Raw genomic sequence first — 18,715 nt, forward strand, 5'->3', positions numbered from 1 at the left:
CACGGCACCTCGCCCGACTGGCAGGCGCTCTTCCCGGGCGCCCGCCGCGTCGACCTGCCCACCTACGCCTTCCAGCGCGAGCGCTACTGGCTCGACGTTCCCCGGGCCTCCGGTGACGTCCGGGCCGCCGGCCTGGGGGCGGCGGACCACCCGCTGCTGGGTGCCGCGATCGCGACCGCCGACAGCGACGGTGTCCTGCTCACCGGGCTGCTCTCCCTCGACACCCACCCGTGGCTCGCCGACCACGCCGTGAACGGGACCGTACTGCTGCCCGGCACCGCGTTCGTCGAGTTGGCGATCCGGGCGGGCGACGAGACGGGGTGCGGATGGATCGAGGACCTCGCCCTTGAGCTTCCCCTGGTCGTGCCCGAGCGCGGTGGCGTCACCCTCCAGGTGGCTGTCGGCCCGGAGGGCGAGTCAGGCCGACGTCAGCTGAGTGTGCACTCGCGCGTCGACGACGGTTCGTGGCTGCGGCACGCGACGGGCGTGCTGTCCTCGGCAGAGGCACCGCCCGCTGCGGAGCTCGGTGCCTGGCCGCCGGCGGGTGCTGAGGCCGTCGACCTGACGGCGTTCTACGACGACATGGCGGCCGCGGGATTGGACTACGGTCCGGTCTTCCAGGGCCTGCGCTCGGTGTGGCGCGGCGGGGAGGACGTCTTCGCCGAGGTCGAGCTGCCGGAGGAGTGGGCTGCCGAGGCGGCGGCGTTCGCCCTGCACCCGGCGCTGCTGGACGCCGCCCTGCACGCGCTGGCCGCCGGTGGGATGGTGTCGCTGGACGACGGCCCGGCCCTGCCGTTCGCGTGGTCCGGCGTCGTCGTGCAGGCAGCCGGAGCGGCGATGGTGCGGGTGAAGCTGTCGCGGACGGCCACCGGTTCGGTCACACTGGTCGTGGCCGATGGCGCCGGTGACCCGGTGGCCTCGGTCGAGTCGCTGTCGTTGCGGGCCGTCCCGGCGGAGCAACTGCGTGGTGCCGGTGGCGGCGGTCAACTGTTCGGGCTGGAGTGGACGCCGTTCACTCTTCCCTCCGCCACCGACGCGCTGTTGATCGAGACCGTCGCGGACTTCGACGCAGTGCGGGAGTCGGAAGAGACACCGGACGTCGTCGTCGTTCCGTGCCCGGCGGGGTCCGGTACGGAGACCGCCGGGCGTGTACACGGCATCGCCAGTGAGGTTCTGGCGTTGGTGCAGTGGTGGTTGGCGCAGGAGCGTGCGGGGCGTCTGGCGTTGGTGACGTGTCCGGGTGATCTGGCTCATGCCGCGGTGTGGGGGCTCGTACGGTCTGCGCAGTCGGAGAATCCGGACCGGATCGTGCTGGTGGAGGCCGAGGACACCGACGAGGCGGTCCGTGTGCTGCCCGCCGCGCTCGCTTCCGGTGAGCCGCAGTTCGCGGTCCGCGACGGGGAGGTGTTCGTACCGCGCCTGGTGAAGGCCACCGGCACCGCCACCGGCACGCCGGACCTCGGGGCCGGCCCCGTCCTGCTGACCGGTGCGTCCGGTGCGCTGGGCGGGCTCGTCGCCCGGCACCTGGTCGCCGAGCACGGCGTACGCAGCCTGCTGCTGCTCAGCCGGCGCGGCGCGGAGGCCCCCGGCGCGGTCGAGTTGGAGGCCGAACTGACCGGGCGGGGCGCCGAGGTGCACTGGGCGGCTTGTGACGCGGCCGACCGGGACGCCCTCGCCGAGGCGCTGGCCGGCAGGCCGGTGACGGCCGTGGTGCACACGGCCGGCGTCCTCGACGACGGCGTGATCGCCTCGCTGACCCCGGAGCGCATGGAGAAGGTGCTGCGTCCGAAGGTCGACGCCGTGCTCAACCTCCATGAGCTGACGAGCGACCTGTCGGCGTTCGTCGTCTTCTCCTCGGTGTCCGGCATCCTGGGCAGCCCGGGCCAGGGCAACTACGCGGCGGCGAACACCTTCCTCGACGTCTTCGCCGAAGCCCGCCGCGCCCAGGGCCTCACGGCCACGTCACTGGCGTGGGGGCTGTGGGAGCAGGGCAGCGGCATGGCCGACCGGCTCGACCGGGCGGACCTCACCCGGCTCCAGCGGGTGGGCCTGGCCCCGATCGCCGTCGACGAGGGACTGCGGCTGTTCGACGCGGCGCTGGCCCTGGACCGGGCCGCCGTCGCCCCCCTGCGGCTGGACCTGGGCGGGCTGCAGGGCACCGTGCCGCCGGTCCTGCGAGGGCTGCGCGGCCCCGTACGGGGCACCGCGCGGCGCGCGGCGCAGGCCGCGCCGAAGGGATCGCTGGGTCAGCGGCTGGCCGGGCTGGCGGAGGCCGAGCGCGAGCAGGTGGTGCTGGACCTGGTGCGTACCGAGGTCGCCGCCGTGCTGGGCCACGCCTCGGCCCGGGCCGTCCAGCCGGAACACGCCTTCCAGGACGCCGGATTCGACTCGCTCACCTCGGTGGAACTCCGCAACCGGCTGAACGCGGCGACCGGGCTGCGGCTCCCCGCGACCCTGGTCTTCGACCACCCCACGCCCGTCGCGCTCTCCCGCTTCCTGCTGGCCGAGACGCTCGGCGTGCAGAAGCAGCCCGGGGCCGCGGTCGCCGCGGTGACCGGGACGGACGAGTCGATCGCGATCGTGGGCATGGCCTGCCGGTTCCCGGGTGACGTGCGGTCGCCCGAAGACCTGTGGCGCCTCGTCGCCTCCGGCGGCGACGCGATCTCGGGATTCCCCGAGGACCGCGGCTGGAACGTCGAGAACCTCTACGACCCCGACCCCGACCGCTCCGGCAAGTCCTACGTGCGCCACGGCGGCTTCCTCCACGAGGCTGCCGAGTTCGACCCGGCCTTCTTCGGGATCTCGCCGCGTGAGGCGCTGGCGATGGACCCGCAGCAGCGGTTGCTGCTGGAGACGTCGTGGGAGGCGTTCGAGCGGGCCGGGATCGACCCGGCGACGGTGCGGGGCAGCAGGACCGGGGTCTTCGCCGGCGTGATGTACCACGACTACGGCGGGCGCGTGACGACGGCGCCGGAGGGCATGGACGCCTACCTGGGCAGCGGCAGCGCGGGCAGCATCGCCTCCGGCCGGGTCTCGTACACGTTCGGGCTTGAGGGCCCGGCGGTCACGGTCGACACGGCGTGCTCGTCCTCGCTGGTGGCGCTGCACCTGGCGACCCAGGCACTGCGCAGCGGCGAGTGCTCGATGGCCCTGGTCGGCGGCGTCACCGTCATGGCGACTCCCTCGACGTTCGTGGAGTTCAGCCGTCAGCGCGGTCTGTCGGCGGACGGCCGGTGCAAGGCGTTCGCCGCCGCTGCGGACGGTACGGGCTGGGCCGAAGGCGCGGGCATGCTGCTGGTGGAGCGACTCAGCGACGCCCGGCGCAACGGCCACCCGGTACTGGCCGTCGTACGGGGCAGCGCGGTGAACCAGGACGGTGCGTCGAACGGTCTGACGGCCCCGAACGGGCCCTCGCAGCAGCGGGTGATCCGGCAGGCGCTGGCCAACGCGGGCCTGTCCTCGGATCAGGTTGATGCGGTGGAGGCGCACGGTACGGGTACGAAGCTGGGTGACCCGATCGAGGCGCAGGCGCTGCTCGCCACCTATGGTCAGGAGCGGCCGGAGGACCGGCCGTTGTGGCTGGGTTCGCTGAAGTCGAACATCGGCCATGCCCAGGCCGCGGCCGGTGTCGGTGGTGTGATCAAGATGGTCATGGCGATGCGGCACGGCGTGCTGCCGCGGACCCTGCACGTGGACGAGCCGACGCCACACGTGGACTGGTCGGCGGGCGCGGTGCAGCTGCTGACCGAGGCCGTGGACTGGCCGGTGACCGACGCGCCGCGCCGTGCCGCCGTGTCGTCCTTCGGTATCAGCGGCACCAACGCCCACGTGATCGTTGAACAGGCTCCCGCTTCAGTCGAGTTGCCGCCCGTGCCCGACGCAGGGGCGGTTGTGCCGTGGGTGCTGTCGGGCAGGACGGAGGCGGCGGTGCGGGCACAGGCGGAACGCCTGCTGTCCCTGGCCCCGGACACGGACCTGCTGCCGGCCGACATCGGCTTCTCGCTCGCCACCACACGCTCGGCCATGGAACACCGGGCCGCCGTGGTGGGGGAGAACCGGGACGAACTCCTCGAAGGGCTCCGCGCGCTGGCCGCAGGGTCCCCGTCCACCCGGGTCGTCCTGGGTGAACCGGGCACGGGCGGCAAGACCGGCTTCTTGTTCTCGGGGCAGGGCTCGCAGCGGATCAGCATGGGCCGCGAACTGTACGAGGCGTACCCGGTGTTCGCGGCGGTGTACGACGAGGTGTGCGCGCTTCTGGACGCGCCGGTCGAGGTCGACTCGGAGGAGCTCCACCAGACGGGTTCGACGCAGCCCGCGCTCTTCGCTGTCGAGGTCGCCCTGTTCCGGCTGCTCGAATCGTGGGGTGTGCGGCCGGATTATGTGGCTGGTCACTCGGTCGGCGAGATCGCTGCTGCTCATGTGGCGGGTGTGTTGTCGCTGGAGGATGCGGCGAAGCTGGTGTCGGCGCGTGCCGCGTTGATGCAGGCGTTGCCCGCGGGCGGGGCGATGGTGGCGGTCCAGGCGACCGAGGACGAGGTGCTGCCGCATCTCGCCGAGGGCGTCGGCATCGCGGCGATCAACGGCCCACAGTCCGTCGTGGTCTCCGGTGCGGAGGACGTGGTCGTCGCCATCGGCGAGGCCTTCCGGGAGCAGGGTCGTAAGACGTCCCGGCTGAGGGTCAGTCACGCGTTCCATTCGCCGCTGATGGACCCGATGCTGGAGGAGTTCGCCGAGGTCGTCCGCGGGCTGGTCTTCAACGAGCCGCGGATCCCCGTCGTTTCGAACCTCACCGGCCGCCTGGCCGAGCCGTACACACCCGAGTACTGGGTCCGGCACGTCCGTGAAGCGGTCCGTTTCGCCGACGGCGTCCAGACCCTGCACGAGCTGGGCGTGACGACCTTCGTGGAGATCGGCCCCGGCGGCGTCCTCAGCGCCCTCGCGCAGGGCTGTATCGACGGCGACATCGTCGCCGTCCCCGTCGTACGGACCGACCGCCCCGAGCCGCACGCCGTCGTCACCGCGCTCGCCGAACTGCACGCCCATGGCGTCTCCCCGGACTGGCAGGCGCTCTTCCCGGGCGGCCGGCGCGTCGACCTGCCGACCTACGCCTTCCAGTACGAGCGCTTCTGGCTGGAAGCGCCCGAGGAGTTCACCGGCAGTGCGGCTGCCACCGGACTCGGACTGGGGGCGGCGGAGCACCCGTTGGCCGGTGCGGCGGTCGCGCTGCCCGGCGCCGGCGGGTACCTGGTCACCGGGCGGCTCTCGCTCAGGACACACCCCTGGCTCGCCGACCACACGGTCATGGACAGCGTGCTGCTGCCGGGTACCGCGCTCGTGGAACTGGCGGTGCGTGCGGGCGACGAGGCCGGTTGTGCACAGGTCGAGGACCTGACGCTGGAAGCGCCGCTGATCGTCCCGGACCGCGGCGGTGTGGCCGTGCAGGTGTGGGTCGGGACCGAGGAGGAGCCGGGCAGGCGTGCGCTGAGCGTGCACTCGCGGCGGGAGGATGCCCCGGGCGACGCGCCGTGGGTGCGGCACGCGGTCGGCTTCCTGACGGACGCGCTGCCCGAGCCGCCGCACGGCGCGGACCTGGGCGCGTGGCCGCCGGCGGGTGCGGAGGCCGTCGACCTGACCGGGTTCTACGAGGGCCTGGACGGACTCGGCCTGCGCTACGGCCCGGTCTTCCGCGGCCTGCGGTCGGTGTGGCGCAATGGGGACGACGTCCTCGCCGAGGTCGCCCTTCCCGAGGGCACGGAGGCGGGCGCGTTCGCCGTTCATCCGGCGCTGCTGGACGCGGCGCTCCACGCGATCGGCGCGGGCGGGCTCGTCCCCGTCGTCGACGGGCCGCTGCTGCCCTTCGCCTGGTCCGCAGTGGGTGTACGTGCCGTGGGGGCGACGGCGCTGCGGGTCAAGGTCTCTCGCACGGGTGCAGAGGCGGTGTCGCTGACCGTGGCCGACGCCTCGGGTGGCCTGGTGGCCACGGCCGGCTCGCTGTCGCTGCGGCCGGTGTCGCGCGAGCAACTGCTCGCGGCGGGCGGCTCCGGCAGGCGTGCCGACGACTCGCTGCTGGGCCTCGCATGGCAGCCCGCGACCCTCACGGAGGCCGACGCTGCGGCCGGGCTCGACGTACGGGCCTACGCGGACCTGGCCGCCCTGTCCGCCGAGCCGGCCCTCCCCGATGTCGCGGTGGTCACGGTCGTTCCGTGCCCGGCGGGGTCCGGTACGGAGACCGCCGGGCGTGTACACGGCATCGCCAGTGAGGTTCTGGCGTTGGTGCAGTGGTGGTTGGCGCAGGAGCGTGCGGGGCGTCTGGCGTTGGTGACGTGTCCGGGTGATCTGGCTCATGCCGCGGTGTGGGGGCTCGTACGGTCTGCGCAGTCGGAGAATCCGGACCGGATCGTGCTGGTGGAGGCCGAGGACACCGACGAGGCGGTCCGTGTGCTGCCCGCCGCGCTCGCTTCCGGTGAGCCGCAGTTCGCGGTCCGCGACGGGGAGGTGTTCGTACCGCGCCTGGTGAGGGCCACCAGGACCGACACCGACACCGACGCCGCCGCCGACCTGCCGGGCCTCGCCGACGGCACCGTCCTCGTGACCGGTGCCTCCGGGTCGCTCGGCGCGCTCGTGGCACGGCACCTGGTGTCCGAGCACAAGGTGCGCCGGCTCCTGCTGGCGAGCCGCCGGGGCGCGGACGCACCTGGTGCGGCCGAGCTGGAGGCCGAACTGACCGCATGGGGTGCCGACGTCACCTGGGCGGCCTGCGACGTCGCGGACAGGGAGGCCGTCTCCGGCATGTTGGACGGGCTCGGCGAGCATGCGCTGACGGGCGTCGTGCACACGGCGGGTGTTCTCGACGACGGGGTCGTCGCCTCGGTCACACCGGAGAGGATGAGGGAGGTCTTCCGCCCCAAGGTGGACGCCGTGCTGAACCTGCACGAGTGCACCCGGGAAAGGGGTCTGGCCGCCTTCGTGGTGTTCTCGTCCGTCGCCGGCATGGTCGGCAGCGCCGGTCAGGCGAGCTACGCGGCGGCGAATTCCTTCCTCGACTCCTTCGCGGCGCACCGGCGCCGTGCGGGGCTGCCCGCCACATCGCTGGCATGGGGGGTGTGGGAGCAGCCCGGCGCGATGACGGACGGTCTCGCCGAGGCCGACCGGGCGCGGATGGCGCGCAGCGGCGTGCTGCCGCTGCCGCCGGAGGAGGGGCTGCGGCTGTTCGACGCGGCACTGGCTGCGGACGAGGCGGTACTCGCCCCGGTCCGCATCGACACCGGCGCGCTGCGCGCCGGTGAGGCACCGCCGGTGCTGCGCGCCCTCGTGCCGGCCGCGGCCGTCCGCAGGACCGCGCAGGCCGCCACCGCTCCCTCCGCGTCCTCGCTGGCCGAGCGCCTGGAGGGGGTGTCGGAGGCCGAGCGGGAGCGGACCGTGCTGGACCTGGTCCGGGCCGAGGCGGCCGCGGTTCTGGCACACGCGTCGGACCGTACGGTCCGGCCGGAACACGCCTTCCAGGACCTGGGTTTCGACTCCCTCACGGCCGTCGAACTGCGCAACCGGCTGAACAAGGCCACCGGGCTGCGGCTCCCCGCGACGCTGGTCTTCGACCACCCGACTCCCGCTCTCCTGGCCCGTCACGTGCTCACGGAGACGGCGGGGGTGGCCGAACCGGCCCTAGTGGATTCCCTACTTGCCGATCTGGACAGGGTCGAACAAGAATTGGTCACGAAGTTGTCGGAGAGTGAAGCTCGCGACCGGATCCTGTCGAAGCTCCAGGCCCTGTTGGCGATTGCCGGTGAATCCGGCAAGGCCCGGGCACCGGAAAGCCCTGGAATGGGCGGCAGCGATCTGGAATCGGCCACGGACGACGAAGTATTCGATCTGCTCGGCAAGGAATTCGGGATTTCCTGACCGCTCCGGCGCGTCCCGGTGAGCCCTTGCCGAATTCCCGTAAGTCTTCGCAGGGGTGAGGGACGATTTCGGTGGCGAACGAGGACAAGCTCCGCTATTTCCTGAAGCGAGTCACCGCAGATCTCCAGGAGACCCGGCGGCGCCTTCGTGACCACGAGGACGCCGCCGGGGAGCCGGTGGCCATCATCGGTATGAGCTGCCGCTACCCGGGAGGGGTCGACTCGCCCGAGGACCTGTGGGAGTTGGTCGCCGACGGCCGCGACGCCGTCTCGGAGTTCCCCGCCGACCGTGGCTGGGACCTGGACGCGCTCTACGACCCGGACCCGGAGTCCCGCGGGACCAGCTACGCCCGCGAGGGCGCGTTCCTGCGCGACCTGGCGCGGTTCGACGCCGGCCTCTTCGGCATCTCGCCCCGCGAGGCGCTCGCCATGGATCCCCAGCAGCGGCTGCTGCTGGAGACGTCATGGGAGCTCTTCGAGCGGGCCGGCATCGATGCCGCCTCGCTGGTGGGGAGCAGGACCGGGGTGTTCGCCGGCGTGATGAACCACGAGTTCCTCGCCGCCCTCCAGAACTCCCCGGAGGACCTGGAGGGTTACCTCGGGACGGGTACCTCGGGCAGTGTCGCCTCCGGCCGGGTGGCCTACACCTTCGGCCTCGAAGGCCCGGCCGTCACGGTCGACACGGCCTGCTCGTCGTCCCTGGTGGCCCTGCACCTGGCCGTCCAGTCCCTGCGCAACGGCGAGTGCTCGCTGGCCGTGGCGGGCGGTGTCACCGCGATGGTCGGCCCCGCCACCTTCGTCGGGTTCAGCCGCCAGCGCGGACTGGCGCCCGACGGCCGCTGCAAGGCGTTCGCGGCCGGTGCCGACGGCACCGGCTGGGGCGAGGGCGCCGGCCTGCTGCTCGTGGAACGGCTCTCGGACGCCCGCCGCAACGGACACGAGGTCCTCGCGGTCATCCGGGGCTCCGCCGTCAACCAGGACGGCGCGTCCAACGGCCTGACCGCCCCCAACGGCCCCTCCCAGCAGCGGGTGATCCGCCAGGCCCTGGCCGCCGCCCGGCTGACCACCGCACAGGTCGACGCGGTGGAGGCGCACGGCACGGGCACCCGGCTCGGCGACCCGATCGAGGCACAGGCGCTCCTGGCGACGTACGGGCAGGGCCGTCCCGACGACAAGCCGCTGTGGCTGGGCTCGATCAAGTCCAACATCGGCCACACCCAGGCAGCGGCCGGCGTGGCGGGCATCATCAAGATGGTCATGGCCATGCGCCACGGCGAACTGCCGCGCACGCTGCACGTCGACGCGCCGTCCCCGCACGTCGACTGGTCGGCGGGCGCCGTACGGCTGCTCACCGACCGCACGCCCTGGCCGGCGTCGGACCAGCCGCGCCGGGCCGGTATCTCCTCCTTCGGGATCAGCGGCACCAACGCGCACACGATCATCGAGGAAGCCCCGTCGGCCGAAGCGTTCGCCCAGGACGCCGAGGCCCCTCAAGCGTCGGAGTCAGGCACACAGGACGCCGAGACCCCTCAAGCGTCGGACGAAGGCGCGCAGAGCGCCGAGGCCGTAGCCCCACAGGCCGCGCGCCCGGCCGACGGCGGACCGGTGCCGTGGGTGATCTCCGGCAAGACCGAGGAGGCCCTGCGCGCACAGGCCGAACGCCTGTTGTCCCGCACGGGCGCCGAAGTCGCCCCGCTCGACGTGGCGTTCTCGCTCGCCACGACGCGCACGGCCCTGGAACACCGCGCGGTGGTCCAGGGCGAGACACCGGCGGAACTCGCCGAGGGGCTGCGGGCCGTGGCCTCCGGCTCCCCGGCCCCCGGTGTCGCGCGCGGCCTCTCCGGCACCGGCGGGCGCGTCGGGTTCCTCTTCTCCGGCCAGGGATCGCAACGCCTGGGCATGGGGCGCGAACTGTACGCGTCCTACCCGGCGTTCGCCGCCGCGTACGACGAGGTCTGCGCGCATCTCGACGTAGCGGTCGACGTCGACTCGGAGGAACTGCACCGCACGGGCGCCGCACAGCCCGCACTCTTCGCGGTCGAGGTCGCCCTGTTCCGCCTCCTCGAATCGTGGGGCCTCCGACCGGACTACGTGGCCGGTCACTCCGTCGGCGAGATCGCGGCCGCGCACGTGGCCGGGGTGCTGTCGCTCGCGGACGCCGCGCAGCTGGTGTCCGCCCGCGCCCGCCTCATGCAGGCGCTGCCCGCCGGCGGGGCGATGATCGCCGTGCAGGCCACCGAGGACGAAATCCTCGCGCACCTCACCGACGCTGTCGGCGTCGCGGCCATCAACGGTCCGCGGTCCGTCGTGGTCTCCGGAGCCGAGGACGCCGTGCTGGAGATCGCCGGTGTCTTCTCCCAACAGGGCCGTAAAACCTCCCGGTTGAAGGTCAGCCACGCGTTCCACTCGCCGCTGATGGACCCCATGCTGGAGGAGTTCGCGCAGGTCGTCCGCGGGCTGACCTTCGAGAAGCCACAGATTCCGGTGGTCTCCAACCTCACCGGCCGCCCGGCCGAGCCGTACACCTCCGCGTACTGGGTCCGGCACGTCCGCGAAGCAGTCCGCTTCGCCGACGGCGTTCGGACTCTCCACGACCTGGGCGTGACCACGTTCGTCGAGATCGGCCCGGGCGGCGTGCTGAGCGCCCTCGCCCAGGGCTGTCTGGACGACGACGTGATCACCGTGCCCGCCCTGCGCGCCGACCGTCCCGAGCGGGCCGCACTCGTCGCCGCCGTCTCCGAACTGCACGCACACGGCGTCTCCCCGGACTGGCACGCCTTCTTCCCCGGCGCCCGCCGCGTCGACCTGCCCACCTACGCCTTCCAGTACGAGCGCTACTGGCTCGACTCCTTGACGGCCGCCCCCGGTGACATCCGCTCCGCCGGCCTGGGCTCGGCCGACCACCCGCTGCTGGGCGCCGCCGTCTCCCTGGCCGGCGGCGACGAGCTGCTGCTGACCGGCCGGCTGTCCCTGCGCACGCATCCGTGGCTGAGCGACCACGCCGTGCTCGGGACCGTGCTGCTGCCGGGCACCGCCTTCGTCGAACTGGCCGTGCGTGCCGCCGACGAAGCCGGCTGCGGACTGCTGGAGGACCTCACCCTCGAAGCGCCCCTGGTGGTGCCCGAGCGGGGCGGCGTCGCGGTTCAGGTGTGGGTCGGCGCGGCCGACGGCACCGGCCGCAGGCCGCTGACCGTGCACGCGCGCCCCGAGGACGACGCCGACCTGCCGTGGGTCCGCCACGCCACCGGCTTCGTCACCGAAGGGACCGAAGAGACGGGCGCCGCGGACGCCGGCCGTGCGCTCACGGCGTGGCCGCCGGCAGGCTCCGAGCCGGTCGGCCTCGACGGCTTCTACGACCGGCTGGCCGCCCTCGGCCTGGCCTACGGACCGGCGTTCCGCGGACTGCGGAGCGCCTGGCGCGCGGGCGGGGAAGTCTTCGCGGAGGTCGCCCTCCCCGAGGGCACCGAGACCGGTTCCTTCCTCCTGCACCCGGCGCTGCTGGACGCGGCCCTGCACGCGATCGGCGCGGGCGGTGCGGACGGCTTTCCCGTGGCCGAGGCGGACGGGCCGCTCCTGCCGTTCGCCTGGTCCGGGGTGTCCGTGCGCGCCACGGGCGTGTCCACCGTACGGGTCAGGCTGGCGCCGGCCGGTACGGACGCGGTGTCCCTGCTGGTGGCCGACGGCGCCGGCGAGCCGGTGGCGTCCGTCGAGTCACTGACCCTGCGCGCGGTGCCGGCCGAGCAGCTCCGCAGGCGCTCCGGTGACGCGATGTTCACCGTCGAGCGGGCGCCGCTGAACCTGCCCTGCGACGACGTGGACGGGACAGCGGTCGCGTTCGTCCCGGACATCGCCGCACTGGCTGAGCCCGACGGGTCGTCGCAGCCGGACGTGGTCGTGGTCCCGTACCCCGACGGCCCGGAAGGGGCGACCGAGGCCGAGCGGGTCCGTGCGGTCACCACCGAGGTGCTGCGCCTGGTTCAGCGCTGGTTCGCCGAGGACCGGACGTCGCGTCTCGTGCTGGTGGCGCGCTGTGACGACCTCGCGCACGCCGCGGCGGGTGGCCTGGTGCGCTCGGCCCAGGCGGAGAACCCCGGCCGGATCGTGCTGCTCGAAACCGACCGCCCGGACGAGGCGGCCGTGCTCGTACCCGGCGTCGTGCTGTCCGGCGAGCCCCACGTCGTCGTCCGCGAAGGGAAGGCCGGCGTACCACGCCTGGCCCGCGCCGCCTCCCCGGCAACGGAGGACGCGGCCACCGGCCCCGCGGACGAAGCCGCCTCCGCCCTTGCCGAGGGCACGACCCCCGCCCTCACCGGCGGCGCGGCCCCCCGCCTCGGCACCGTGCTGCTCACCGGCGCCTCCGGCGCGCTGGGCACAACCCTCGCCCGTCACCTGGTGACGGGACACGGCGTGCGCCGGCTGCTGCTCGTCAGCCGCCGCGGAGCGAACGCCCCGGGCGCCGCGGACCTGGAGGCCGAACTCGCTGCGCTCGGCGCCGAAGTGACGTGGGCCGCCTGCGACCTCGCCGACCGTGACGCCCTCGCCCGGGTGCTGGCCGCCACCCCGGTCGACTCCGTGGTGCACACCGCCGGCGTGCTGGACGACGGCGTGATCGCCGCACTGACCGCGGACCGGGTGGGCGCCGTCCTCGCGCCCAAGGCCGACGCCGTACTCAACCTGGACGAACTCACCGGCCAGAGCACGACGTTCGTGCTGTTCTCCTCCGCCGCGGGCGTCTTCGGCAACCCCGGCCAGGGCAACTACGCCGCGGCCAACGCCTTCCTCGACGCCTTCGCCCGGCACCGCCGAGCCCAGGGGCGGCCCACCGTCTCGCTGGCGTGGGGCCTGTGGGAGCAGGAGGGCGCCATGGCCGACGCCCTGGACGAGGCGGGCAGGTCACGGATGGCGCGCTCCGGTGTCCTGCCGCTGTCCACCGAGGACGGCCTACGGCTGTTCGACGCGGCGCTCGCCGCGGACGAGCCCGTGCTCGTACCCGTCCGCCTCGACACCGCCGCGCTGCGGAACCGGGCGGCAGGAACCGTACCGGCCCTGCTGCGCGGACTCGTCCGCGTCCCCAAGCGCGCAACCGCCCGCAGCGCCGCCACCGGATCCCTGGCCGAACGCCTCGCCGGGCTGGCCGGCGACGAACGCGACGAGGCCCTCCTGGAACTGGTCCGGGCCGAGGTCGCCGCCGTGCTCGGGCACTCCTCGCCCCGGGCCGTCCAGCCCGCGCACGCCTTCCAGGACCTGGGCTTCGACTCGCTGACGGCCGTGGAACTGCGCAACCGGCTGTCCACCGCCACCGGCCTGCGCCTGCCCGCCACCCTGGTCTTCGACCATCCCACCCCCGCCGCCCTCGCCCGGCACATCGGCACCGAACTCCTCGGCGCGACCCCGGCCGTCACGGCCGGGGCCGCGGCCCGGCAGACCGCGGCCGACGCCGACGAGCCGATCGCCATCGTCGGCATGAGCTGCCGCCTCCCGGGCGGGGTGCGCTCGCCGGAGGACCTGTGGCGGCTGGTGGCCTCCGGCCGGGACGGCATCTCCCGGTTCCCGGACGACCGCGGCTGGGACGTCGACGGGCTCTACGACCCCGACCCCGACCGCCTCGGCAAGACCTACGCGCGCGACGGCGGCTTCCTGCACGAGGCGGCCGACTTCGACGCCGGCTTCTTCGGCATCAGCCCCCGCGAGGCCCTGGCGATGGACCCGCAGCAGCGGCTGCTGCTGGAGGCGTCCTGGGAGGCGTTCGAACACGCCGGGATCGACCCGGCGACGATCCGGGGCAGCCGTACCGGCGTCTTCACCGGCCTGATGTACCACGACTACGGCCAGGGCCCGCGCGAACTGCCCGAGGGCGTCGAGGGCCTGCTCACCACCGGAGGCTCCGGCAGCGTCGCCTCCGGGCGCGTGTCCTACACCTTCGGCCTGGAGGGCCCCGCCGTCACGGTCGACACGGCCTGCTCCTCGTCGCTCGTCGCCCTGCACCTGGCCGTCCAGGCCCTGCGCGGCGGCGAGTGCACGATGGCGCTGGCCGGGGGCGTCGCCGTCATGGCGACCCCGACGGTCTTCGTCGAGTTCAGCCGGCAGCGCGGGCTGTCGCCCGACGGCCGGTGCAAGGCGTTCGCGGCCGGTGCCGACGGCACGGGCTGGGGCGAGGGCGTCGGCATGCTCCTGGTGGAGCGGCTCAGCGACGCCGAGCGCAACGGCCACCGGGTGCTGGCCGTCGTGCGGGGCAGTGCGGTGAACCAGGACGGCGCGTCCAACGGTCTGACCGCGCCCAACGGCCCCTCGCAGCAGCGGGTGATCCGGCAGGCGTTGGCGTCCGCCGGGCTGACACCGGCCGACGTGGACGCCGTCGAGGCGCACGGTACGGGCACCAGGCTCGGCGACCCGATCGAGGCGCAGGCGCTGCTTGCCACATACGGGCAGGAGCGGCCCGAAGGACAGCCGCTGTGGCTGGGCTCGCTGAAGTCCAACATCGGCCACACGCAGGCCGCCGCGGGCGTCGCCGGTGTGATCAAGATGGTCATGGCCATGCGCCACGGCGTCCTCCCGCGGACCCTGCACGTCGACGAACCCACACCGCACGTGGACTGGTCGGCCGGCGACGTCCGGCTGCTGACCGAGGCCGTCGACTGGCCCGAGTCGGACCGCCCGCGCCGGGCCGCCGTGTCGTCCTTCGGCGTCAGCGGCACCAACGCCCACACCATCATCGAGCAGGCCCCCGCGACCGAGGAACCGGCACCGGCGTCCGACTCCGGCGCGGCCGTGCCGTGGGTGCTCTCCGGCAGGACCGAGGCAGCGCTGCGGGCGCAGGCCGCCCGCCTCGCGTCCTTCCTGGAGGACACCGGTGAGACCGTCGTGCCGGCCGACGTGGCGTACTCGCTGGCCACCACCAGGGCGGCCTTCGAACACCGCGCCGTGGTGGTCGCACAGACCCCCGCCGAGCTCCGGCGGGAACTGGCCGGTGTCGCCGGCGGCGCCACGCCGCCCGGCGTGGTGACCGGCACCGCACGTACCGGCGGCAAGACGGTCTTCGTCTTCCCCGGGCAGGGTTCGCAGTGGGTGGGCATGGCCGCCGAACTGCTGGAGACCTCCCCGGTCTTCCGCGACCGGATCGACGCCTGCGAACGGGCCCTCGCGCCGCACGTGGACTGGTCGCTGACCGCGGTGCTGAGCGGCACGTCCGATGCCGAGCAGGACCGGGTCGACGTGCTGCAGCCCGTGCTGTGGGCGATGACGGTCGCCCTCGCCGAGGTGTGGCGTTCCTTCGGCGTTACCCCCGACGCGGTCGTCGGGCACTCCCAGGGCGAGGTCGCCGCGGCGGTGATCGCCGGGGCGGTCTCCCTGGAGGACGGGGCGCGCATCGTGGCGCGGCGCAGCCTCGCGGTGCGCGAACTCCAGGGCCGCGGCGGTATGGTCTCGGTGACGCTCCCGGACGAGGAGGCGCGGGAACTGATCGGCCGGTGGGCCGGCCGCCTGGGCATCGGCGCCGTGAACGGGCCCGGGACCGTCGTGGTCTCCGGGGACACCGACGCCCTGGACGAACTCCTCGCGCACTGCAAACGCGAGGGCATCCAGGCCCGCAGGGTCGCCGTCGACTACGCCGCGCACTCGCCGCAGATCCAACGCGTCGAAGCGCAGGCGCGTGAGGGGTTCGCCGGCATCAGCCCGCTGCCCGGATCCGTGACCTTCTACTCCACGGTGACGGGCGGGACGCTGGACGCGGACGAGCTCGGCACCGGCTACTGGTACCGCAACATGCGGCAGACGGTGCGGTTCCACGACGCGATCCGGGCCGCTCTGGCCGACGGGCACGACGTGTTCGTCGAAGTCAGCCCGCACCCCGTGCAACTGGCGGGCATCCAGGACGCCATCGAGGCCGCCGAGGCGGAAGCCGCGGTCGTACCTACGCTGCGCCGCCGTGACGGCGGACGACACCGGCTGATGCTGTCCCTGGCCCAGGCCCACGTGCACGGCGTCGGCGTCGACTGGGACGCCGTCCTGCCGGGAGCGCGCCGCGTCGACCTCCCGACCTACGCGTTCCAGCACGAGCGGTACTGGCTGGCGGCGGGCGCTCCGGCCGGTGACGTGCGGGCGGCCGGGCTGGACGCCGCCGACCACCCGTTCCTGGGTGCGGCGTCGGAGCTGCCGGACGCCGGTGGCCACCTGCTGACCGGGCTGCTGTCCCTGCAGACCCAGCCCTGGCTGGCCGACCACGCGGTGCTGGGCACGGTGCTGCTGCCGGGCACGGCCTTCGTGGAACTGGCCGCCCACGCCGCGGCCGAGACCGGCTGCGACCTGGTCGAGGAGCTCACCCTGCAGGCACCGCTGGTGCTGCCCGAGCACGGCGGCGTCGCGCTCCAGGTCGTCGTGGGCGCCGAGGACGACTCCGGCCGCCGCCCGCTGAGCGTGCACTCTCGAGCCGGGGACGGCCCCTGGATCCGCAACGCCACCGGAACCCTCGCCACCGGCGCGGCCCCCTCCGGCACCGACCTGAGCAGCTGGCCCCCGGTCGACGCCCAGCCGGTGGACCTGGACGGCTTCTACGACCGCCTGGCGGACCTCGGACTGAGCTACGGCCCGCTCTTCCAGGGGCTGCGTGCCGCCTGGCGCGGCCACGACGCGGTCTACGCCGAACTCGCCCTCCCCGACGAGGCGCAGGGCGACGCGGACACGTTCGGCGTGCATCCGGCCCTGCTCGACTCCGCGCTGCACGCGCTGGGCGCGGGCGGCCTCGTACCGGCCGCCGACGGGCCCCTGCTGCCCTTCGCGTGGTCCCGCGTCACGCTGCACGGAACCGGAGCAGCCGGCCTGCGGGTACGGCTCTCCCAGGCCGGCGGGGACACCGTACGGCTGGAGGCCGCCGACGGCACGGGCCGTCCCGTCCTGTCGGTGGAGTCGCTGACGCTGCGCCCGGTGTCGGCCGAGCAACTGCGCACGAGCTCCCGGGACTCCCTGTTCACCGTGGACTGGGTACCGCTCGCCGCCCCGGCCGACGCGAACGCCCCGGCCGTACGCGCCTACGACGACATCACCGCCCTCCTCGCCGCCCCCGCGGCGGACACCGGGGCGCAGACGGACGCGCACGCCGTCGTCGTCCCCTGCCCGGCCGGGTCGGGCAGCGACGCCGAACGGGTCCGGGACGTCGTCGCCGAAGTGCTCCGGCTGGTCCAGTGGTGGCTGGCCGAGGACCGGGCCGCCCGCCTGGTGCTGGTGACCCGGGGAGCGGTCGCCGCCGGGGACGACCCGGCAGCGGGCGACCCGGTACAGGCGGCCGTGTGGGGCCTGGTCCGGTCGGCACAGTCGGAGAACCCGGACCGCATCGTCCTCCTCGACACCGAAGAGAACGCCGACTGGGAGCGGATCGCAGCGACGGCCGTCCCCCGGCTCGTCGCCTCGGAGGAGCCGCAGGCCGCGCTGCGCGGCGACGCGCTCCTGCTGCCCCGGCTCGCCAGGGCCGCCGCCGACGCCCCGCGGGCCACCCCGGACTTCGGGACCGGCACGGTGCTCCTGACCGGCGCGTCCGGCGCCCTGGGCGGGCTCGTCGCCCGGCACCTGGTCACCGAGCACGGCGTGCGCAGCCTGCTGCTGATGAGCCGGCGCGGCGCGGACGCCGAGGGCGCGGCGGAGCTCGGGGCGGAACTGACCGCCGCGGGTGCCGAAGTCCTCTGGGCCGCCTGCGACGTGGCCGACCGGGACGCCCTCGCCGAGGTACTGGCCGGCACGCCGGTGACGGCCGTGGTGCACACGGCCGGCGTCCTCGACGACGGCGTGATCGGTTCGCTCACACCGGAGCGCCTGGAGACGGTGCTGCGCCCCAAGGCCGACGCGGTGCTGAACCTGCACGAGCTGGCGGGCGACGTGTCGGCGTTCGTGGTCTTCTCCTCGCTCGCGGGTACGCTCGGCACCCCCGGCCAGGCCAACTACGCCGCTGCCAACGCCTTCCTCGACGCCTTCGCCGGGCGCCGCCGGGCCCAGGGCCTGCCCGCGGTGTCGCTGCCGTGGGGCCTGTGGCAGCGCGCCGGCACCATGACCGAGGACCTCGGCGGCGCCGACCGGACCCGGCTCGCCCGCGGCGGCGTGCTGCCCCTGAGCGACGACGACGGCCTGGAACTCCTCGACGCCGCGCTCGCGTTGCAGGAGCCCCTGGTGGTGGCGGCACGGCTGGACCTCGCCGCTCTGCGGAACGCGACCGCCCCGGTGCCACCGCTGCTCAGGGCGCTCGTCGGCGGCCGGCCGCGGCGTACGGACCGGGCCGCATCCGTACCGCTGGTGCAGCGGATCGCGGGCCTGCCCGAGGCCGAGCGCGAAGAGGCCGTGCTGGACCTCGTCCGGTCCGAGGTCGCCGCCGTCCTCGGACACCGCTCGGCCAAGGCCGTCCAGCCCGACCAGGCCTTCGGCGACCTGGGCTTCGACTCGCTGACCGCGGTGGAGCTCCGCAACCGGATGAACAGGGCCACCGGCCTGCGGCTGCCCGCGACGCTGGTCTTCGACCACCCGACGCCCGCGGTGCTCGCGCAGCGGGTGCTGAAGGACCTCCCCGGTGGCACGGCCCCGTCGGCGCCGGTCTTCGACGAGCTCGACCGCCTCGCCGCCGCCCTCGACGGCGCGGACGGCGTCGACAACGTCACCCGAACCAGGATCAACATGCGTCTCCACGCGCTGCTCGCCCGGTGGAACGGGAACGAGCCGGCCGATCCGGGAGGCGCCGGCGGAGCCGAGGACGAAGACGACCTCAGCTCGGCGAGCGACGAGGAGCTGTACGAGCTCCTCGACGACGAACTCGGCATCTCCTGAACTGCGCAGGCCAAAAG

Annotated in this window: 2 protein-coding genes; both read left to right on the forward strand. The window is 74.2% G+C overall.

Annotated features, from left to right (window positions below; translation table 11 throughout):
• Nucleotides 1-7,899, forward strand: a 7,899-nt coding sequence (locus ACZ7GZ_RS19750) for a type I polyketide synthase (protein ID WP_471025718.1), incomplete at its 5' end; no start/stop codon positions are given.
• 71 nt (nt 7,900-7,970) lie between these two features.
• Nucleotides 7,971-18,698: a type I polyketide synthase gene (locus ACZ7GZ_RS19755; protein WP_471025720.1), complete on the forward strand. Its 10,728-nt coding sequence runs from the start codon at nt 7,971-7,973 to the stop codon at nt 18,696-18,698.
• Nucleotides 18,699-18,715: the final 17 nt, after the last annotated feature.

Source organism: Streptomyces sp. NPDC037288 (assembly GCF_055603265.1).